General features: G+C 68.9%; 17 protein-coding genes. 9 read left to right on the forward strand and 8 right to left on the reverse strand.

Annotation, left to right across the window (positions count from 1 at the left end):
* The first annotated feature begins 55 nt into the window (after positions 1–55).
* From ATK36_RS13265 to ATK36_RS13280, 4 genes are read left to right on the forward strand one after another with little or no spacing between them, the layout of a single operon-like run.
* The gene (locus ATK36_RS13265; RefSeq protein WP_098511625.1) at positions 56–508 is read left to right on the forward strand and encodes a Cif family virulence factor; all 453 of its coding nucleotides are present in this window, start codon (positions 56–58) and stop codon (positions 506–508) included.
* The gene (locus ATK36_RS13270) at positions 505–1,365 is read left to right on the forward strand and encodes an alpha/beta fold hydrolase (protein ID WP_098511627.1); all 861 of its coding nucleotides are present in this window, start codon (positions 505–507) and stop codon (positions 1,363–1,365) included. The genes ATK36_RS13265 and ATK36_RS13270 overlap by 4 nt, the downstream gene beginning before the upstream one ends.
* Positions 1,366–1,405: 40 nt before the next feature.
* Positions 1,406–2,314, forward strand: coding sequence for a DUF1028 domain-containing protein (locus ATK36_RS13275; protein ID WP_170069716.1), 909 nt, complete (start codon positions 1,406–1,408; stop codon positions 2,312–2,314).
* A 32-nt stretch (positions 2,315–2,346) separates the two neighbouring features.
* Positions 2,347–3,525 (forward strand): metal-dependent hydrolase family protein, encoded by a 1,179-nt coding sequence (locus ATK36_RS13280; RefSeq protein ID WP_211291869.1) that lies wholly within the window; start codon positions 2,347–2,349, stop codon positions 3,523–3,525.
* 127 nt (positions 3,526–3,652) lie between these two features.
* Here the strand turns inward: ATK36_RS13280 and ATK36_RS13285 are convergent, their stop codons facing one another.
* Together ATK36_RS13285 and rpoB are read right to left on the reverse strand one after the other, a co-directional pair.
* The gene (locus ATK36_RS13285; protein WP_098511631.1) at positions 3,653–7,561 is read right to left on the reverse strand and encodes a DNA-directed RNA polymerase subunit beta'; all 3,909 of its coding nucleotides are present in this window, start codon (positions 7,559–7,561) and stop codon (positions 3,653–3,655) included.
* Positions 7,562–7,716: 155 nt separating this feature from the next.
* Complete coding sequence (rpoB, locus tag ATK36_RS13290; RefSeq protein WP_098511633.1) at positions 7,717–11,220, reverse strand: DNA-directed RNA polymerase subunit beta; 3,504 nt, start codon at positions 11,218–11,220, stop codon at positions 7,717–7,719.
* A 541-nt stretch (positions 11,221–11,761) separates the two neighbouring features.
* Here rpoB and ATK36_RS13295 point away from each other — a divergent pair.
* From ATK36_RS13295 to ATK36_RS13310, 4 genes are read left to right on the forward strand one after another with little or no spacing between them, the layout of a single operon-like run.
* Complete coding sequence (locus ATK36_RS13295) at positions 11,762–12,124, forward strand: SseB family protein (RefSeq protein WP_170069717.1); 363 nt, start codon at positions 11,762–11,764, stop codon at positions 12,122–12,124.
* A complete protein-coding gene (locus ATK36_RS13300) occupies positions 12,124–12,720 on the forward strand; it encodes a hypothetical protein (RefSeq protein WP_098511636.1) in 597 nt (198 codons plus the stop codon). Before ATK36_RS13295 ends, ATK36_RS13300 begins: the two co-directional genes overlap by 1 nt.
* Positions 12,720–14,807, forward strand: a complete 2,088-nt coding sequence (locus ATK36_RS13305) for a putative T7SS-secreted protein (RefSeq protein ID WP_098511637.1) — start codon at positions 12,720–12,722, stop codon at positions 14,805–14,807. Before ATK36_RS13300 ends, ATK36_RS13305 begins: the two co-directional genes overlap by 1 nt.
* Before the next feature lie 5 nt (positions 14,808–14,812).
* Positions 14,813–15,064 carry a hypothetical protein gene (locus ATK36_RS13310; protein WP_141544425.1) on the forward strand — a complete coding sequence of 84 codons (252 nt, stop codon included), beginning with the start codon at positions 14,813–14,815 and terminating at the stop codon, positions 15,062–15,064.
* A 51-nt stretch (positions 15,065–15,115) separates the two neighbouring features.
* Here the strand turns inward: ATK36_RS13310 and ATK36_RS13315 are convergent, their stop codons facing one another.
* The gene (locus ATK36_RS13315) at positions 15,116–15,973 is read right to left on the reverse strand and encodes an ADP-ribosylglycohydrolase family protein (protein ID WP_098511640.1); all 858 of its coding nucleotides are present in this window, start codon (positions 15,971–15,973) and stop codon (positions 15,116–15,118) included.
* On the reverse strand, positions 15,970–16,116 hold the full coding sequence (locus tag ATK36_RS32210; RefSeq protein ID WP_170069718.1) for a hypothetical protein: 147 nt from the start codon (positions 16,114–16,116) through the stop codon (positions 15,970–15,972). The genes ATK36_RS13315 and ATK36_RS32210 overlap by 4 nt, the downstream gene beginning before the upstream one ends.
* Here ATK36_RS32210 and ATK36_RS13320 point away from each other — a divergent pair.
* A complete protein-coding gene (locus ATK36_RS13320) occupies positions 16,115–16,699 on the forward strand; it encodes a chorismate mutase (protein WP_098511642.1) in 585 nt (194 codons plus the stop codon). The genes ATK36_RS32210 and ATK36_RS13320 overlap by 2 nt on opposite strands.
* 4 nt (positions 16,700–16,703) lie before the next feature.
* Here ATK36_RS13320 and ATK36_RS13325 read toward each other — a convergent pair whose 3' ends face one another.
* The 4 genes from ATK36_RS13325 to ATK36_RS13340 are packed head-to-tail and all read right to left on the reverse strand — an operon-like array spanning position 16,704 to position 20,864.
* Positions 16,704–17,720: a hypothetical protein gene (locus tag ATK36_RS13325; RefSeq protein ID WP_342752005.1), complete on the reverse strand. Its 1,017-nt coding sequence runs from the start codon at positions 17,718–17,720 to the stop codon at positions 16,704–16,706.
* A gap of 25 nt (positions 17,721–17,745) precedes the next feature.
* Entirely contained in the window at positions 17,746–18,333 is a 588-nt protein-coding gene (locus ATK36_RS13330) for a hypothetical protein (protein ID WP_098511643.1), read from the reverse strand.
* A 36-nt stretch (positions 18,334–18,369) separates the two neighbouring features.
* Positions 18,370–19,632 (reverse strand): MCE family protein, encoded by a 1,263-nt coding sequence (locus ATK36_RS13335; protein ID WP_098511645.1) that lies wholly within the window; start codon positions 19,630–19,632, stop codon positions 18,370–18,372.
* Positions 19,632–20,864 (reverse strand): MCE family protein, encoded by a 1,233-nt coding sequence (locus ATK36_RS13340; protein WP_098511646.1) that lies wholly within the window; start codon positions 20,862–20,864, stop codon positions 19,632–19,634. The genes ATK36_RS13335 and ATK36_RS13340 overlap by 1 nt, the downstream gene beginning before the upstream one ends.

The following is a 20,864-nucleotide window of genomic DNA, read 5'->3' on the forward strand; positions in this document are numbered from 1 at the left end:
GCGCCACGGCGGCCACCCGCATCGCGGAGATCAGCACCAACCGGAAGGGAATGACATGTCGGACCAGGACACCGCCGAGATCATCGCGGTACACGAAGCATGGATGTACTCGAACAATGGTCTCGAAATCGAAAAGATGACACCGAACTTCGCCGATCCCGGCTACCACCAGTTCAACCTCAACGGATTCACCTATGACCTCGCCGAGAAGATCCGGCTGTGGGAGGGCCTGCGGACGCTCGGTATGGATCTTGCGCTCGAGAAGATCCAGGAGCCCGTCGTGTTCGTGCACGGGGACCTCGCCTACCTCCTCGACGAGTGGGATGTCGTGATCGGTGGATCCGGCGATTCCGGGACGGTGGTGGCGACCGGTGAGCGCAGCCGGATCCGCATCACCGAGGTCTTTCGCCGCGATGACGGCGCCGGCGCAAAGGTGTGGAAGATCTGGCACTTCCACTGTTCCTTTGCGGCAGCCGAGGGCGCGGTCAAGTTTCCGCAGGACGCATGAGCAGCCCGGCGCCCGGCGCTTCGGTGGCGGGTCCGGTGCGGGACTCCGTCGCTTGTGCGGGCCAGCGAATCTCGTATCTGCGCTGGCCCGCGCACGGCGAAGGCACTGCGATCGCGTGCGCCCATCCGTTGAACACCGGAGCAGCGGTGTGGACGGAGGTCGCAGAAGCGCTGAAAGACGAGAACCGGGAAATCATCGCCGTCGACTACCGTGGGCACGGGGAATCGGAGACAGGTGGCCCGTTTCGCGCGGCCGACTACGCGCGCGATCTCGCGGCGGTCATCGATCGTCATGGGTACTCCCGTGTACACCTCGTAGGCGGATCGATCGGGGGTGCCGTCGCGGTCGAGCTGCACGCACTCCGTCCGGAGCTGCTCGCCAGCATCACCCTCATGGGAGCTGCCGTCGAAGCCAGGATGGCTCCTGACGCGATCGAGGCCGTTTGCCAGGTGCTTTCGCAGGACGGAGTGGCGGCCTGGATGGCGTCCCTGACCCCGGAGATCATCGGCTCACGGTCCGCACCGGGAGCGGCGGACAGAGTCGTCGAACTCGCCGGGGGCCGGGACCCGGAGGTGGTTTCGCGCATGGTCCGAGCGACGTTCGGCACGGACAGCGCCCTGGAGCTCGCACGGCGGCTCGCCGGTACGTATCCGCCGACCCTGGTCATCACGGGCGAGGAGGATCCCACCTGTCCCCCCGCCATGGCCGACGACCTCGGCGTGATCTTCGACGCCAGGGTCGTTCTCCTCCCCGGCATCGGGCACCTGCCGATGGTGGAGGATCCGCACCACATCGCGCGCTTGATTTCGCGGAACATCGCCGGCGCTGAAGGCTTCGCCGGGGAACGGCAACGATGACTCGTTCACTCCAGCACCTCTACCGTACAAGGGAGGCACGGTGACTTATTCGATCGTGGCTCGCGACCCGCTCACGGGGCAGTTCGCTGTCGGTGCCCAGTCCCATTTCTTCGCGGTCGGCCGGCTTGTCGCCTGGATCGAGCCGGGAGTCGGTGCGGTGGCGACACAGTCATTCGTCGATATCGACTACGGACCGCGGGGATTGCGCGGGCTGGCGCAAGGGCGGCATCCCCAGGAGGTTCTCGACGACCTGAGCGCGGCCGACGGCCAGCGGGGATTCCGGCAGGTCGGGATGGTCGACGCGCAGGGCCGGTCGGCGGCGTTCACCGGTGCGGCCTGCATTCCGGCATTCCTGTCGATCTCCGCGGAAAACGTTGCAGCCCAAGGGAACATGCTCGTGGCCGAAGAGGTGGTGCGCGCCATGCTCGAGGCGTACCGGGCCGAACCGGGTGACCTTGCCGATCGAGTCCTTGCGGGCCTGCGGGCGGCGGAGGACGCCGGCGGTGACGCGCGCGGCTCGCAGTCGGCGTCCTTGCTCGTCGGTTCGGGAACGCGCTCCGACACGCCATGGCGGGAGATCCCGATCGACATCCGGGTCGACGATCATCCCGACCCCGTCGGCGAACTCGAGCGTCTCGTCCGCGTCCACCGGGCTTTCGACCAGGTCGGCAGCATCCTGTTCGCACCGGGACTCATGATCGGCCCGTACGAAGGAGTGCCGGAAGCCGATCTCGATGCCGCGCTGGCAAGCCTCGCCGACGCCGGCACTGTGCTCGGGGACAATCAAGAGGCGGCCTTCTGGCGTGCGGTCCTCCTGGAGCGCGCCGGCCGCGCCGAAGACGCGGCACGGGCCTTCGAGGCGGTCTTCTCGCGAGCCGGCCACCTGGAGCGCTACCTCGAACAGGTGCGAATGGCCGGGTTCCTGCCCTCGGTCCAGAGCGAGCCGTGATGTCCAGGTCACCGGCCGCTGACGAGGTATGGATGATCCGGAACGCGACGGTTGTCAACGGCACCGGTGCGGCGCCCGCCCCGGCGACCACTGTCGTCGTCGACCACGGCCGCATCGCGTGGATCGGCCCCGATGAGTCCGCCCCTTCGTTCGGCGAGCACCCCGTCGTCGAAGCCGCCGGGGCGAGCCTGCTGCCTGGGCTCATCAACGCCCACGTGCACCTCGCCAACGACGGAGCCGCGGACTTCGCCGGCCAGATCACCGCCGATTCGGCGACAACCGCGGCGGTGCGAGCCTTGGCAAACGCTCAGGCAAGTCTCGACTACGGCATCACGACTGTTCGAGACTGCGGCGCCGCGAACGGCACGGCGATCGATGTGGCCACCGCGATCGCCGACGGCCTGGCCGAGGGACCACGGGTGGTCGCCGCCGGCCGAGTGCTGACGATGACCGGCGGACACAGCCACTACATGGGCGTCGAAGTCGACGGGACTGATCAGGCGCGCCGGGCTGTGCGCCGGGAAGTGAGCCTGGGGGCCGACTTCATCAAGGTGATCGCCACCGGCGGCGTGCTCACGCCAGGCCGCCACCCCGCTCAGATCGCGCTGCACGAGGACGAGCTGAGCTGGATCGTGCGGGAAGCGCATGCAGCCGGCCGCCGGGTGGCTGCGCACGCCATCGGCCGAGAGGGGATCGCAAACGCTCTCGCCGCCGGGGTCGACTCGCTTGAACACGGCTTCCATCTCGACGAAGAGCTGATGGAGATCGCGAACGAGCAGGGCACCTTCCTCGTGCCGACGCTGGTTGCGCTGGAAGGAATCCTCGATCCGGACGGCACTCCGCCCGACCGGGTCGTCGAGAAGGCGCTCGAACAACGGGATCGCGCACGCGGGATGTTTCGCAGTGCGGTGGCGGCGGGTATCCGGGTCGCCCTCGGAACCGACGCGGGCACCCCGCACAATCCCCACACCATGGTCGCGCGCGAAATGCGTGGCATGGCCGCACTGGGCCTGCCGCACCTCGCCGTCGTGCGTGCGGCGACGCTCGCTGCAGCACAGAATCTCGATCTGCACAACGAGATCGGTTCGATCGAAGCAGGAAAGATCGCGGACCTGGTGCTGTTCCCCGGCCGCGTCAGCGAGGACTTCTCCGGCCTCGACACGCCACTCCTCGTCGCCCGCAACGGACGAATCCTGCGACAAGGGCTGTGAAGGGGCCCTTCACGGACTCTGAGTCCGTGAAGGGCCCCTTCACAGCGCCGAAACCCCATGACACAGCGAAGGGCCCTGGAACGCGGGAGGCATTCCAGGGCCCTTTGCTCGGCTGGCTACGCGGGGTTCAGCGGAAGTCGCGACCGAAGTCGTAGTCGTCCAGCGGAACCGCGGCGCCGGTGCCGGAACCGAAGACATCCGGGGTGTAGTAGCCGTCGTCGTAGGACGGAATCGCGTAAGCCGCGACCCGGGCCTCCTCGGTCGGCTGCACCTGGATGTTGCGGTAGCGGTTGATCCCGGTGCCGGCCGGGATCAGCTTACCGATGATCACGTTCTCCTTGAGGCCCACGAGCCGGTCGCTGCGGCCGTTGATGGCCGCGTCGGTCAGCACGCGCGTGGTCTCCTGGAAGGAGGCCGCGGACAGCCAGGAGTCGGTGGTCAGCGACGCCTTCGTGATGCCCATCAGCACCGGACGGCCTGAGGCCGGCTCCCCGCCCTCGGCGACCGTGGAACGGTTGCGCGCCTCGAACTTGGTCCGCTCGGGCAGTTCGCCCGGCAGGAAGTCGGTGCCGCCGGAGTCGATGATCGTCACGCGGCGCAGCATCTGCCGCACGATGACCTCGATGTGCTTGTCGTGGATCGACACACCCTGCGCCCGGTACACCTTCTGGACCTCGTCGGTCAGGTGCATCTGGGCCTCGCGCGGCCCCATGACCCGCAGCACCTCGTGCGGGTCCGGCGTGCCTTCGAGCAGCTGCTGACCGACCGCGACGTGGTCGCCGTCGCCCAGCGGGCCGTTCGGGGTGTTGGCGAGCCGCTGCCGCTTGGACAGCTTGTCGAAGACGATCTCCTCCGACCCGTCGTCCGGGATCAGGGTGATCTTCCAGAACCGCTCGCTCTCCTCGATCCGCACGCGGCCGTCCACGTCCGCGATCGGCGCCTTGCCCTTGGGCACCCGGGCCTCGAACAGCTCGGTGACGCGGGGCAGACCCGTCGTGATGTCGTCACCGGCGACACCACCCTGGTGGAAGGTACGCATCGTCAGCTGCGTACCCGGCTCACCGATCGACTGGGCGGCGACAATGCCGACCGCCTCGCCGACGTCGACCAGCTGGCCGGTCGCCATCGAACGGCCGTAACAGGTCGCGCACACGCCGACCGCCGACTCGCAGGTCAGCACCGAGCGCACCTTGACCTTGGTGATGCCGCTGGAGATCAGCTTCTCCAGCGCCGGGTCACCGATGTCGTCGCCCGCGTTGAGCACGACGTTGCCCTTGGCGTCCATCGCGTCCGTCGCGAGGTTCCGCGCGTACACGCTGGTCTCCACGTGCTGGTCGCGCACGACCTTGCCGTCGAACTCCTCGCCGATCGGCATGTTGATGCCGCGGGAGGTGCCACAGTCGACCTCGCGGACGATGACGTCCTGCGACACGTCCACCAGACGCCGGGTCAGGTACCCCGAGTCGGCGGTCCGCAGCGCGGTGTCGGCCAAGCCCTTCCGGGCACCGTGCGTGGCAATGAAGTACTCCGCCACGGACAGGCCCTCACGGAAGTTCGCCTTGATCGGGCGCGGGATGTACTCACCCTTCGGGTTCGACACCAGGCCACGCATCCCGGCCAGCGACCGGACCTGCGTCATGTTGCCCGCCGCGCCGGACTTCACGATCATCGCGATCGGGTTGTCGTCCGGCAGCGCCGTCTCCATGATCTTGTGCACTTCTTCGGTGGCCTGCGTCCACACCTTGACGAGCTCGTTGTTGCGCTCGGTGTGCGAGAGCTGACCACGCTGGTAGCGCTTCTCGACCTGGTCGGCCTTGCCCTCGTACTCGTCGAGAATGGCCTTCTTGCCGACCGGGGTCAGCACGTCCGAGATGGCCACCGTGACCCCGGAGCGGGTCGCCCAGTAGAAACCGGCGTCCTTGAGCTTGTCCAGGGTCTGCGCGACCTGCGTCATCGAGTAGCGCTCGGCGAGGTCGTTCACGATCGCGGCCTGCCGCTTCTTCGGCATCGGCTCGTTCACGAACGGGTAGTCCGCCGGCAGCAGGTCGTTGAACAGCACCCGGCCCAGGGTCGTCTCGGCCAGCCAGGTCCGGCCCGGCTCCCAGCCCGCCTCGGCCAGCTGCGCCTCGTCGGCCTTGGCCGGCTGCCGGTCGGCGATCCGGATCTTGATCGGGGCGTGCAGGCTCAGCGCCTTGCGGTCGAACGCCATGATCGCCTCGGCGGGCGAGGAGTACGCGTTGCCCGCGCCCTCGGCGTTCTCGTTGAGCCGGGTCAGGTGGAACAGCCCGGTCACCATGTCCAGCCGCGGCATGGCCAGCGGACGGCCCGAGGCCGGCGAGAGGATGTTGTTCGCCGAGAGCATCAGGATCCGCGCCTCGGCCTGCGCCTCGGCCGACAGCGGCAGGTGCACCGCCATCTGGTCACCGTCGAAGTCCGCGTTGAACGCCTCGCAGACCAGCGGGTGCAGCTGGATGGCCTTGCCTTCCACCAGCTGCGGCTCGAAGGCCTGGATACCCAGCCGGTGCAGGGTCGGCGCCCGGTTGAGCATCACCGGGTGGCCGGTGATGACCTCTTCCAGCACGTCCCACACCTGCGGGCGCGAACGCTCCACCATCCGCTTGGCGGACTTGATGTTCTGCGCGTGGTTGAGGTCCACCAGCCGCTTCATCACGAACGGCTTGAACAGCTCCAGCGCCATGTCCTTCGGCAGACCGCACTGGTGCAGCTTCAGCTGCGGCCCGACGATGATCACCGAACGGCCGGAGTAGTCCACGCGCTTGCCGAGCAGGTTCTGGCGGAACCGGCCCTGCTTGCCCTTGAGCAGATCCGACAGCGACTTCAGCGGCCGGTTGCCCGGACCGGTGACCGGACGCCCGCGGCGGCCGTTGTCGAACAGCGCGTCGACGGCCTCCTGCAGCATCCGCTTCTCGTTGTTCACGATGATCTCGGGCGCGCCGAGGTCGATCAGCCGCTTGAGCCGGTTGTTCCGGTTGATCACCCGGCGGTACAGGTCGTTGAGGTCCGAGGTGGCGAAGCGGCCACCGTCGAGCTGCACCATCGGGCGCAGGTCCGGCGGGATCACCGGGACCGCGTCCAGCACCATCCCGCGCGGGTCGTTGCCGGTCGCCTGGAAGGCGGCCACGACCTTGAGCCGCTTGAGCGCGCGCAGCTTCTTCTGGCCCTTGCCGTTGCGGATGGTGTCGCGCAGGTTGTCGGCCTCCGCGGCCACGTCGAACTCGGTGGCCAGCTTCTGGATCGCCTCCGCGCCCATGCCGCCGATGAAGTACTCGCCGTAGCGGTCGATCAGCTCGCGGTAGAGCAGCTCGTCCGCGATCAGCTGGCGCGGTTCGAGCTTCGTGAAGGTGGTCCAGACCTCTTCGAGACGGTCCAGCTCGCGGCCGGCGCGGTCGCGCAGCTGGCGCATCTCGCGCTCGCCGCCCTCCTTGACCTTGCGGCGCACGTCGGACTTGGCGCCCTCGGCCTCCAGCTCGGCCAGGTCGGCTTCCAGCTTCTGCGCCCGGGCCTCGATGTCGGTGTCGCGCTTGGTCTCGAGGTTCTTGCGCTCGACGCCGATCTCGTTCTCCAGCGTCGGCAGATCGGTGTGCCGCAGCTCGGTGTTCACGTTGGTGATCACGTAGGCCGCGAAGTAGATGATCTTCTCGAGGTCCTTGGGCGCCAAGTCCAGCAGGTAGCCCAGGCGCGACGGCACGCCCTTGAAGTACCAGATGTGGGTGACCGGCGCGGCCAGCTCGATGTGGCCCATCCGCTCGCGGCGCACCTTGGCGCGGGTCACCTCGACGCCGCAGCGCTCACAGATGATGCCCTTGAACCGGACGCGCTTGTACTTGCCGCAGTAGCATTCCCAGTCCCGGGTCGGACCGAAGATCTTCTCGCAGAAGAGCCCGTCCTTCTCCGGCTTCAGGGTCCGGTAGTTGATGGTCTCCGGCTTCTTCACCTCGCCGAAGGACCACTGACGAATGTCGTCGGCGGTGGCGAGACCGATCCGGAGTTCATCGAAGAAGTTGACGTCTAACACGTCTTCCTTCCCTCTTTCCCTTGAGGATTAAGGCTTTTGGTGGCCCGGGAGCAACCGCACCTCAGGGGTACCGTGACGAAAGCCGACCACGGTACCCCTCCCAGCGCGACGATCCTCGAAAACGCGGCCACACGTGGAAATGTCGGAGAGGCGGATCAGTGCACGACGTCGTCCACCGAGGGCGACTCGTTGCGGGACAGGTTGATGCCGAGGTTCGCCGCGGCGCGCTCGAGGTCCTCGTCGTCGGAGTCGCGCATCTCGATCGCCGCGCCGTCGCTGGAGAGCACCTCGACGTTGAGGCACAGCGACTGGAGCTCCTTGAGGAGCACCTTGAACGACTCCGGGATGCCCGGCTCGGGGATGTTCTCCCCCTTGACGATCGCCTCGTACACCTTGACGCGGCCGACCACGTCGTCCGACTTGATCGTCAGCAGTTCCTGCAGCGTGTAGGCCGCGCCGTAGGCCTGCATCGCCCAGCACTCCATCTCACCGAAGCGCTGGCCACCGAACTGCGCCTTACCACCGAGGGGCTGCTGGGTGATCATCGAGTACGGACCGGTGGAGCGGGCGTGGATCTTGTCGTCGACCAGGTGGTGCAGCTTCAGGATGTACATGTAGCCGACCGAGACCGGGTACGGGTACGGCTCGCCGGAGCGGCCGTCGAACAGCGTGGCCTTGCCGTTCTCCTTGACCATCCGCTCGCCGTCGCGATTCGGCTTGGTCGCGCCCAGCAGCCCGGTCAGCTCCTCCTCCTTCGCGCCGTCGAACACCGGGGTGGCGGTGTTCGTGTTCGGCGCGACGTCGTAGAGCTCGGGCGAAAGGTTCTTCGCCCAGTCCGGGTTGCCCTCGATCGTCCAGCCCTGCGAGGCCAGCCAGCCCAGGTGCAGCTCGAGGATCTGGCCGATGTTCATCCGGCGCGGCACACCGTGGGTGTTCAGGATGATGTCGACCGGGGAGCCGTCCTCCATGAACGGCATGTCCTCGACCGGCAGGATCTTGCCGATGACACCCTTGTTGCCGTGCCGTCCGGCGAGTTTGTCGCCCGGCTGGATCTTGCGCTTCTGCGCCACGTAGACGCGGACCAGCTCGTTCACGCCCGGGGGCAGCTCGTCGTCGTCCTCGCGGGAGAACACCCGGATGCCGATGACCTTGCCGGTCTCGCCGTGCGGCACCTTCAGCGAGGTGTCGCGGACTTCACGGGCCTTCTCGCCGAAGATCGCGCGGAGCAGGCGCTCCTCCGGGGTCAGCTCGGTCTCGCCCTTCGGCGTGACCTTGCCGACCAGGATGTCGCCGTCGCGGACCTCGGCACCGATCCGGATGATGCCGCGCTCGTCGAGGTCGGCCAGCACCTCCTCGGAGACGTTCGGGATGTCCCGGGTGATCTCCTCGGCGCCCAGCTTGGTGTCGCGGGCGTCGATCTCGTGCTCCTCGATGTGGATCGACGTGAGCACGTCGTCCTGCACCAGGCGCTCGGAGAGGATGATCGCGTCCTCGTAGTTGTGGCCCTCCCACGGCATGACCGCCACGAGCAGGTTCTTGCCCAGCGCCATCTCACCGTTCTCGGTGGACGGGCCGTCGGCGATGACCTGGCCCTGCTCGACCCGGTCGCCCTCGTTGACGATCGGCCGGTGGTTGAAGCAGGTGCCGTGGTTGGAGCGGCGGAACTTGTACAGTCCGTAGCTCTTGCGGGTGCCGTCGTCGTGCATGATCGTGATGATGTCCGCGGACAGCTCCTCGACCACGCCCGCCTGCTCGGCGACCAGGACGTCCCCGGCGTCGACCGCGGCGCGCAGCTCCACGCCGGTGCCCACGTACGGCGACTGGTTGCGCAGCAGCGGCACCGCCTGACGCTGCATGTTCGCGCCCATCAGCGCGCGGTTCGCGTCGTCGTGCTCGAGGAACGGGATCATCGCGGTGGCGACCGAGACCATCTGCCGCGGCGAGACGTCCATGTAGTCGATCTCGAGCGGGTCGATCAGCTCGACCTCGCCGCCCTTGCGCCGGCCCAGCACCTTCGACTCGACGAAGTGGCCGTCGTCGGTCAGCGGCGCGTTGGCCTGCGCCTTGACGAACCGGTCCTCCTCGTCCGCGGTCAGGTAGTCGACCTGGTCGGTGACCTGGCCCTCGACCACCTTGCGGTACGGGGTCTCGATGAAGCCGAACGGGTTGACCCGCGCGTAGGAGCAGAGCGAGCCGATCAGGCCGATGTTCGGGCCTTCCGGCGTCTCGATCGGGCACATCCGGCCGTAGTGCGACGGGTGGACGTCGCGGACCTCCATGCCGGCGCGCTCACGGGACAGCCCACCCGGGCCCAGCGCGGACAGCCGCCGCTTGTGCGTCAGCCCGGAGAGCGGGTTGTTCTGGTCCATGAACTGCGACAGCTGCGAGGTGCCGAAGAACTCCTTGATCGCCGCGCCGATCGGGCGGATGTTGATCAGGGTCTGCGGGGTGATCGCCTCGACGTCCTGGGTGGTCATCCGCTCGCGGACGACCCGCTCGGTGCGGGAGAGGCCGACCCGGATCTGGTTCTGGATCAGCTCGCCGACGGTGCGCAGGCGGCGGTTGCCGAAGTGGTCGATGTCGTCGGTCTCGACCGGCACCTCGACACCGGCGGAGCTGGTCATCTTGTCCTCGCCGGCGTGCAGCCGGACCAGGTACTCGATGGCCGAGACAATGTCCTCTTCGGTCAGCGTGCCGGTGTCGTACGGCGCGTCGAGGCCGAGCTTCTTGTTCGTCTTGTAGCGGCCGACCTTGGCCAGGTCGTAGCGCTTCGGCTTGAAGAACAGGTTCTCCAAGAGCGTCTGCGCGCTCTCCTTCGTGGGCGGCTCACCCGGGCGCAGCTTGCGGTAGATGTCCAGCAGCGCCTCGTCGGTGCCCGCGGTGTGGTCCTTCTCCAGGGTGGCCAGCAGCGTCTCGGAGAAGGAGAACCGCTCGCGGATCGCCTCGGTGCTCCAGCCGAGCGCCTTCAGCAGCACGGTGACCGGCTGGCGGCGCTTGCGATCGATGCGCACGCCGACGGTGTCGCGCTTGTCCACGTCGAACTCGAGCCACGCGCCGCGGCTCGGGATCACCCGCACGCTGAAGACGTCCTTGTCGGTCGTCTTGTCGACGCTGCGGTCGAAGTACACGCCCGGGGAACGCACCAGCTGGGACACGACGACCCGCTCGGTGCCGTTGATGATGAAGGTGCCCTTGTCCGTCATCACCGGGAAGTCGCCGAGGAAGACGGTCTGGCTCTTGATCTCGCCGGTGTTGTTGTTGACGAACTCGGCGGTCACGAACAGCGGCGCCGCGTAGGTCATGTCCTTGTCCTTGCACTCCTCGATCGAGGCCTTGACCTCGTCGAAGCGCGGGGCGGAGAAGGACAGCGACATGGAACCGGAGAAGTCCTCGATCGGGGAGATCTCGTTGAGGACCTCCTCCAGACCGCCGACCGGGTGCTCTTCACCGTCGTTGACGCGGCGCTCGAACCACGCCTCGTCGCCGGTGAACCACTGGAACGACTGAATCTGCACGTCCAGCAGGTTGGGTGTGGAAAGTGGCTCGCGAATCTTTGCGAAGGAGACCCGCTTGGGCGCTCCGGGGATGCCCGAGGCCTGCGAGCGGGGTTCAGCCGAGGTGGTCGCAGCAGTGGCCTGGTTCGCGGGAGAGACTGCCAAGATGCGTCCTTCCGGGGACAATGAGCGGTGAGCAGCCGCGATGGCAACAGCTGTCGCGGACTGTCAGGGGTGCCGTGTGCCCACTATCCTAACTACCGGCTCTGGGCAGCCTGAAAGAGGGCAGCGCAAAGAGGCAGTCTAGCCCGAACGACGCGGTCTGTCCAGGGGGCGCTCCCGACGGGGCCCAGCCTGTCGCGCGGCGTTTCCGGTAGTACCGTCCAGCCTCCCGGATCCCCCGGATTCGCGCCCCTCCCGCAAGGGCCGCGTTCCCGGCCGGAACCCGTGGCAGTAAGCGTGAACCCACGGCGCGCGAGAGTCAAGATGCCACACTGTGGTCCCTCCCGTTGGCGCAGCGTGGCAGGCGGTACCGCAGAGGGTGACCGAGCGGACGCTCATCCCCGTGACCACGGGGGATGTCCGGCGGGCGGGTGGGGCGCGGAGCGGTATGGATCACATTCCGCGCAGGTTCGTATGCGGTGCGTCAGGTTTCCCCTATGGTCCTCCCCCGGGAAAGTTCAGCGATGAACAAACGGGGGGATCTTTGACCGGGCTGACCGCTTGGGTCGGCCACGTCCGCGCGGGCCGCGGCGGGGCCGGGGAAATGGTCGCGGAATTCCGCGAGACCGTGGTGCACGTACCGACCGATCGCCATGGCGAACCGCTGGCGAGCACGGCGGACGGCATCGAGTGGGTGTACGCATTCACGTCGCAGGAGGAGCTGCGCCGGTGGGCCGCGGCTCGCGGCGAAGACAGCGTGCAGTACTTGACCACGCGCGGGCACCGCCTGCTGGACGTGCCGGCCGCGCGTCCCACCGGCGTCGCGCTGGACGTCGCGGGCGAAGCGCCGATGCTGCTGCCGCCGGCACAAGGCATCGTCTCGCCGGCTCGCGTGGTGGTGTCCTGATGGCCGGGTACGGCGTCGACCCGGCCGCACTGAAGGAAATCGGCAACGGCATCAACGGGGCGATCACCGAGCTCAAGACCCTCGGCATCGATGCCGAGGCCGAGCAGGGGCGCGGGTTCAGTTCGCTGGAGATGTCCGCGGACGACGTGGGCCACGACGAGCTGAACGATGCCTTCACCCAGTTCTGCGAACGGTGGGCCTGGGGCGTGCGCACACTCGTGCAGGACGGCAGCGAGTTCGCGCATCGGATCGGGCTGGCCGCGGGCCGGTACGCGGATCAGGAGAAGTACGCGAAGGATCTGGTGAAGAGCGTGGCCGGGGCCGTCATCGGCAACCCGCACGAGACCGACGAGCAGTACGCGCAGCAGTCCTTCGAACAGATTGCCGGTGCGGTGGAGCACGTCGACTACAGCGCCGAGTCCTGGGGCAAAGCGGGCGATCAGATGTCCGCCCAGTGGTCGGCGGCCGGCCGCGCCGTGCTGACGTCGGCGGGCGATCCCGTCCAGGCGCTGGCGCAGGCGACCGGCGATGGCGCCGAGTACCAGCGGGGAGTCGACGACCTCTTCGGCCCGGCACCGCAGCCGGGACACGGCTGATGGGTGATTGGCGATTCCTCGACGAGATCGAGGACGAACCCGATGGTCCGGCAGGCACTGCGGCCGTGGCCGCCCCGGCCTCGCCGGACGGCGACGCCGAGCGCTTCGCCGAAGGGGCGGCCCGGGCGTTGGCCGGGGGCTCGGTCGACACGCAGCTGGGCGAGACCGACGACCCGAAGGAGCTGGTACACGGCGACCCGGACACGCTCCGCCAGACCGGCGAACACCTGCAGAAGTTCGCGAACGCGTTCAGCAGCGCCGCCTCGGGGCTGACGAAGGTCGATACGGCGCACTGGAGCGGCGACGCGGCGGACGCGTTCCGCGCGAAGTTCCAGCCGCATCCGGACCAGTGGGCACGGGCGGCGGACGCTTGCGGCAAGGCCGCCGGCGCGCTGCACTCCTACGCGACCGCCGTGCAGCAAGCCCAGCAGCAGGCCGCCGAAGCCGCGCACCAATACGCACAGGCCCAACAGCAGAGCCAGCAGGCGGTACAGGCGTATGAACGTCAGCTGATCAGCTCGGCCGAGAACCCACCGCCGTTCCAGGACCCGGGCGCGACCGGCCGGCAGCAGGCGCAAATCCTGCTCGAACAGGCCCGACGGCACCGCGATCAGGAAGCGCTGGCGGCGCGGGCCGCGCTCGACGCCGGCACCGCGCAAGCTCCGGTGGAACCGGGCTTCCTCGACCAGCTGGCCAACGACCTCGGCGACGGGCTGGGCATGGTCTCGGACTCGCTCACGCACTTCGCCGGCGGCGTGATCAAGACGGTGTCCGGGGTGGTCAAGATCGTCCGGACGCTCAACCCGTTGGACCCGTACAACCTCACCCATCCGGCGGAGTACATCGCCGGGGTGTCGGGCACCGCGGCCGGCCTGGTGCAGGTGGCCAGCCACCCGCTGGACCTGCTGAAGGGCATCGTCGGGTCCGGCTGGGGCAGCGATCCGGCGGAGGCGTTCGGCAAGCTGACCGCGAACATCGCGCTCGTCGCGGCCACCGGCGGTGCGGGCGCGGCCGCCGACGTCGCGCTCAGCGCGGGCAAGGTCGCCGTCGAAGCCGCGGGGACAGCCGGCCGCGAAGCCCTCGAGATTGCCGGCCGGGAAGCCGTCGAGACCGCCGGCCGGGAGGCCGTCGGGGCGGCCGGGCAGGGAGGCGTGGAGGCTGCCGGGGAGGTGGGAACCACCGCGGGCCGGGAGGCCACAGTCGCGCATGCTCCGGCACCGGAACGGCCGACGTTCGAAGGATTCGGCGACGAGCCGGTGGGCGATTTCGGCCCGCAGGGCAGCCACGAGGAGCTGCCGACCTGGGAACCCCAGCCGTCCCACTACGGCACGCCTCCGGAGGCGAAGTGGGACCGCTCGGAGCTGATCGAGCAGCCGGACATCTCCAGCCGGCTGGACGGGACTCCGCCCGAGCACGCCGGCCATCCCGGCGGCCACGAGCCAGTGCAGCACTCCCCCGATCCCCTCCCCGGGGACGGGGCGGGACACCAGCCGCACAGCCAGGCCGGCTACGAGAACCCGGCCCACCACGCGAACGCCGCGGATCACCAGGCGTTCAACGACAAGTTTGGGGCCGCGGATCCGCACTACCTGGCCGAACGGATGGCGCACGCGCCGGACGCCGGGCTGGCCCCGGAAGAGGTCCGCGCGCTCGACCACTACACCGGGATGGGCCACCAGGACATCAACGCGGCCCTACGGCACGGGGACACCGCCGCGTTGCGGGGACTGGACCCGGAGATCAGCGAAATGGCCTCCGGGCTCAACAAGCTGCCCGATTTCCAGGGGCAGGTGTTCCGCGGGATCGACATCGGGCCCGGGGACATGAACGGGTTCCTGGACCGCTACCAGCTCGGCGCCGAGGTGCGCGAGCCCGCGTTCACCAGTTCCGATCTCGTGGAGCCCTACCGCGGGAACGTGCAGTTCACCATCGATTCGGTCGGTGGCAAGGACATCTCGTGGCTGAAGGACGCGCATGTGGGGCAGCGCGAAGTCGTGTTCCCGCCGGGCAGCAACTTCCGGGTGACCAGCCGCTCGGCCGACGGAAACGGGAATTGGACCATCCATTTGCAGGACCTGGGAAGGTGAACGGAATGCCGGACGAAGTACCGATGAGCCACGAAGAGCTGCGGCGCAAGTACGAAACGAACCTGGACGATTTGTCCCCGGAGGACCGGGCGATGGTGCTGCGCCAGCGGGAATCGCTGCGGGAAGCCTTCCGGCGGGGTGACGAACGGCGGGCCCGCGAAGGCGGCGAACCACCGCGCCAGCGGCCGGGCGACAACTTCGCCATCGGGCTGAGCGACGACTTCACGCCGTATCCGACGAAGAGGCCGTCGGAGTGAGCGCGCGGCCGGCTCCGGGTCCATGCGGCCCGGAGCCGGCCGCGTACCGGCTCAGATCCAGTCCGGCAGGGGTTCCGTGCGACGGAGCCATTCCTCCGGGTACCGATGCGCTCCGGCGGCGAGCACGCCCCCGGTGATGGCGCCGACCGTGTCCACGTCTTCGGCCCGCTGAGCGACTGTCCACAGTGCATCTTCGTAGCTGTGGTGGTAGCGCGCGGCAATCCACAACGCCAGCGGCACGGTGTCGTGCGCGGCCATTTCCCGGCCGGTGCCCAATCGAGCAGCGGCGGTGGCGTCGTCGGCGCCGATCAGGCGCACGGCGGTCTGCAGCGAATCACGGACCTTGCCCGGCGGTACGAACGGCACCACGCCCTGCAGCAACGCTTCACCGCCGAGATGGGGCGTGACGGCCCGCAGGGAAGCCGCGACGGCCACCGCTACCGCGCCGGCGACGCCTTCGAGATGCGAGTGCGTCACCACGGACGAGCGTTCCGCGTTGTGCAGCACTCGCGGCAGATCCGCGCCGTAGAAGGCACCCACCGGGGCCACGCGCATCGCGCCGCCGTTTCCCCAGGAACCGCCGCCGAACGCCAAGGCCGCCAGATCACGCCAGGATTCCCCACCGCGGAACTGGTTGAGTAGCCGGCCGGTTCCGGATCCGTAGCCTCGATCCGCGTCGTAGTGCGTGGCGAACGAAGCGGCGAGCGCGTCCTGGTCGATCTGTCCGTGCCTGCGGAGGACGGCGTACACCGAACAGGCCATCTCGGTGTCGTCGGTCCATCGCCACGGCGCCGCGGGCAGTTTGCGGCCCACCACGTCCGGATGGTCCCCGGGTAACCCGAATTGCGCACCGAATCCATCTCCGGTGGCAACGCCACGCAGACATGCCCACGCTTGCTCGACACTCACCGTCGCAGGGTATCGATCTTCCGGTGCCGATTCGGCGGAAGGGGCACCGGCATCGAGTAGATGCCCGGCGATTCCCGGACCTGGTCGATACCATCGAATCCGGTCCGGGCACCGTCGACCACCCGGCCGTCGGGAGTGCTCATGAAGCCGCGTATGCCGGTGGTCACCGCGCTCGTGCTGGCCGCGTTCAGTCTCGGCGGGGAAGCCATGGCGACCCCACGCCAGCCCGCCGCGGCGGCCACGGCGATCGGCAGGCTGGGACCGCTGACCGACGTGGTGGTCGAACGGCTGTTCGTGAGCGACGAGGTCGCGGCGGCCAAGTTCGGCACCGGGAAGGCCATCGACGATCCGGCCCGCGAGCAGCTGGAGCTGGCCGAAGTGGCCGACCGGGCGGGGACGCTCGGTCTCGACCCGGACCGCACCGTGCGATTCTTCCGGGATCAGATCGCGGCCAGCAAGCTCGTGCAGCGCGGCCTGTTCGCCCGCTGGCGGGCACACCCCGGCGAGGCACCCACCACCCGCCCGGATCTCGCCGTGATCCGCACGGAGCTGGACGCGCTCACCACCCGCCTGCTCGACCAGCTGGTGGCCACCGAAGCCGTGCGCGGCGCCCCGGTGGCCTGCCGGGTGGCCGTCACCGAGGCAGCGGTCTCCGCGGCCGTGCTGGACCGGCTGGACGGGCTGCACCGCGAAGCGTTGCGGGCCGCGCTGGGCTCGGTCTGCTGAGCCGCTACTTCGACGGCGGCGCGGCCGGAGCCGATGCGCCGGGCGCGGGCGCGGCCTTGTAGGTGTCCAGGTCCGTGATCTTCCAGGTGCTGCCCTCCCACTGCGCGTCCACGTGCAGCTGGGCGGTACCCGCGGCGGTCTGCTTGGTGTCCGCGCGGGTGGAGGTCTGGTCGACGAACACCATCACCCTGGCCAGGTCACCGTCGATCCGGATCACCGCGGCCCGGCTGACCTTGCAGGTCACCACCATCTTCTGCTGCGGAGCGAGCTTCTTCACCTGGCCCATCAGCGCGGTGTAGCGGGCCTTGACCTCGTCATTGGCCAGCAGCGAGTCGGCCGCGTCCTCGGTCTTCTTGATGTTGTTGTAGTCGTAGGAGAACAGCGCCTCGGTTGCTTGGGAGACCGAGTCCTTGACCTGCGCGGTCTTCGCCGCGTCGAGCAGCGCGACGTTGCCGACCGAGGCTTGCGCCTCCTGGTACTTGACGGTGAAGATCACCGCCGCCGCGGCGAGTATCAGCCCGACGATCAGCAGTACGGCGGCGTAGGCCGTGGTGCGGTTGGCCGCGGCCCGCTCGGGGGTGGGCGGCTCGGCAGCGGGCTGATCCCGGTTCTGCGCCTCGGCTTCGGCGACGTCGGCCGGCTTCGCTCGGCCTGTGTCCCGCTGCTTGCGCCGGGGGCTGGGCCGCGGGGTGGCGGGCGGCGCGCCGGTGAGTGCGTCGACCTCGGGGGTCTCCTGCGCAAGTTCGGCGGTTTCCGGGACATCCAGGGCCTCCGGGACATCCAGGGCTTCCGGCGGCTCGGGAGCGGCGGGGGCAGGCCGAGGCGCGGGGCGGCGCGCGGCCCGGGTGTCGCTGGTGGGCCGGAGCTCCTGGGGCACCTCGGTGGGGTCCACGTCGGCGAGCCGGGACCGTGGCCGGGGTTTGGCGGCCGCGTCCGTCGCGGGCTTGCGCGTCCCGGCCACCTTCGGCTTGCGGGCCGGCGAGGGGGTGCCGCGAGGCGGCTGACGGCGGGAGGGGGGCACTGCGGAACTCCGATCTGCGGTGAAGCTACTGGCCGGCGGCGACGAGCGGCACGTTGTCGATCCCGGACAGCTTCCAGACGTCCCCGACCCGGGTCATCGAGACTTCGAGCCGCAGCGCCTTGGTGCCGTGCTGCCCGCCCGCGTCGGTGTCCGTGGTGATCGCGGCGAGGAAGCCGGCCTTGCCCTCGTGATCGTCGAGTTCCTCGACGGCGAGGTCCTGCACCGAAGTGGTGACCTTGACCTTCTGGTCGGTCAGTGCCTTCGCATAGTTCGGCCGGGCCCGGTCGATCTGCTGCGCCATGTCCGAAGTGGACACTTCCTTCTGCCGGGTGAAGTAGTCGTCGAGGTGCTGGTAGTCGACCTCGGTGTAGGCCAGTACGGCGTCCGTACCCGCCTGCGCCACCGCGTCCCGCGACCGGGCGAGGCCGGCGTCGCCGCCGGTGGCCGAAGACCACCACAGGACCCCGAAAACGACGGCGACCACGAACGCGGCGAGGGCGAACGCGCCGGTGCCGAACAGCCACGCCCGCAGGGAACCGGGCAGCTTCCGCCTGGCCGGGGCCGGCGGCACCGCTTTGCCGATCTCCTCGGCGACGGCGGGGTCGGAACTCATAACACTCCAGGGTAGGTAACGGGCATCAAATCGTGGTCAGCCGAGTCCGAGCAGCGAGCCGAGGCTGTTCATCGACACCCCGGGGCTGCCGACCACGCCGGGCACCTGTGCGTCGCGCTGGGCCTGCAGTTCCTCCGCGGGACGGTTGGCGTTCTGCGCGATGTCCTGCGACGAGGGCTGCACCGGAACCCCGTTGTACGGCGCGTTCTGCGAACCACGCACGTTGATCGGGCTGCCCTTGGGCTCGGCACAGTAGGCGTTCGCGTCCGCCGCCCGGTTCGAGGTGTCCGAACCGGGCCGGTACTGGCTGTAGGGCACGTAGCCCTTGGTGCACGCGGGCGGGTTGAACAGGTTCAGCACCAGCCCGAGGTGCGCGGTGCCGTCGCCGGGCGCCACCGACGGCGCCGCGCCGGCCAGCACCGGGTAGGTCACCAGCGCCTGTTCCAGCCCGTCCTGCCGGGTGACCAGTACGTTCGACGTGGTCAGGAGATTGGCCACCAGCGCCCCCAGCCCGGGGCCGGTGTCGTTGACCACCTGGGTGATCTGGTTCGCCACCTGCGGCGTGACCGAGATCAGCTTGCGGAGGTCGGCGTCGGAATTCTTCAACGTGCCGGAAAGCTGGTTCAGGTTCTTCGAGAAGGCCGCGAAGTTCGACGCCTCCTGATTCTGTGTGTCCAGCACGCGGCCGCCCGCGTCGAGCAACTGCACGGTCTGCGGCAGGTACCGCTGCGCGGTGGTGGTGAAGCTGCGTGCGGTGTCGAGCAGTTTCTGCAGATCGCCACCGGTCCCGCGGAAGGCGTCGTAGGACTGATCCACGACGGTCCGCAGCGCATCGGCGGGCACCGAGGCGGCCAGTGAGTCCAGATCGCCGAGCAGCCGGTCGGTGGAGACCGGGGTGCTCGTCTTGTCGGCCGGGATGACCGAGCCCGCAGTCAGGTACGGGCCACGGTCGTTTTTCGGTTGCAGGTCAACGTATTGCTCGCCGACCGCGGACCGGTTCGCCACCACCGCCTTCAGCTCCGCGGGCACCTGCGGCGCGGAGGGGTCGATGTTCAGCTCGGCTTCGAGACCGGTGTGCGTCAGCTTCAGCCGGCCGACCCGGCCGATGTTGAACCCGCGGTAGGTCACCTCGGCGTTGGTGAAGATCCCGCCGGATTCGTTGAGCTCCAGCTTGACGGTGTACCCGCCGGTGCCGAACACCTGGCCGAGCCCGGCGAACCGGATCAGCGCGTACACCACGGCCACCACCGAGATGAGCGCGAACACCACCAGCTGGATCCTCGTCCTGCGCACCAGCATCAGCCAGCACCTCCGGAAAGCACACCGAACAGGCCGGACAACCCGCTGTTGGGGGACGACGCGTTCCCGCCGCCCGGACCACCGGCCACGGCCGGTGGTTTCGCGTTCCCGCCGCCCGGACCGGGGATCGGCAGCGGCGGCGGCTGGTTCGCGGGAGTGCCGGCCACCCCGCCGGTCAGCCCGGGCACCGGCAGCACCCCGTTCAGCCCGTTCTGCCTGCTGCGGCCGAGATTGTCGATGATGTCCTTGAGGTTCAGATCGACCTTGAGGAACAGGTTGAAGTAGTCACCCTTGACGTCGTTGTAGGCCTGATCGGTGAACGGGTAGGTGAGCAGCAACTCCAGTGCCTTCGGCAGGTCGTTGCCCGCTTCGCCGAGCTTCTGCAGCGTCGGTGTCAGCGCCTTCAGATCGGCCACCAGATCCGCCTTGCTCTTGTTCACCGTGTCGGTGGCGACGCCGGAGAGATTGCTCAGCGCGTTCAGCATGGTCACCAGCTGACCGCGTTGCTGCTCCAGCACACCGAGCCCCGGCCCGAGGTTGTCCACCGCGCCGACCAGCTTGTCCTTCTGATCGCGCAGGGTCATGGACAGCCGGTCGAGCCCGTCCAGCGCCCGGGTGATGTTCGCCGACTGCTGATCGAGGTTCGTCACCAGCTCGTTCGCGTTGGCCAGCAACGCCTTGAGGTCCGGTTCCCGGCCGGCGGTGACGTTGTTGAGCTCCTTGGTGATGGTGTTGAGCTGGGCGATGCCACCGCCGTTGAGCAGCATGGACAACGCGCCGAGGACCTCTTCGACTTCGACGTCGCGGCCGGTGCGCGCGAGCGGGATGGTCGCGCCGTCGGCCAGCTTTCCCTGCGCCTGATCCGCGCCCGGCGAGGCCAGCTCGACGTACTTCTCGCCGAGCAGGCTGGACTGCTTCACGTTGGCCAGCGCGTTCGCCGGCAGCTTGACGTCGCCGTTGACCTCCACGGTCACCTCGGCGTGCCAGCCGTCCGGGGTCAGCCCGATGGCCTTCACCTGGCCGACCGGGACCTCGTTCACCTTGACCCCGGACTGCGGCACCAGATCGAGCACGTCCTGGAACTGGATCTTCACCTGGTACGGGTGGTCGCCGAGATCGGCACCGCCGGGCAGCGGCACGTCGTAGATGCCGGAGAACCCGCAGCCGCCAAGCACGAGGGCGCACACCGCGGCGAGTGCCCCGGCGGCGGTGTGCTTCGTGAGTCGCTTCAC

The organism is Amycolatopsis sulphurea (assembly GCF_002564045.1).
In the GTDB taxonomy this organism is placed as follows: domain Bacteria; phylum Actinomycetota; class Actinomycetes; order Mycobacteriales; family Pseudonocardiaceae; genus Amycolatopsis; species Amycolatopsis sulphurea.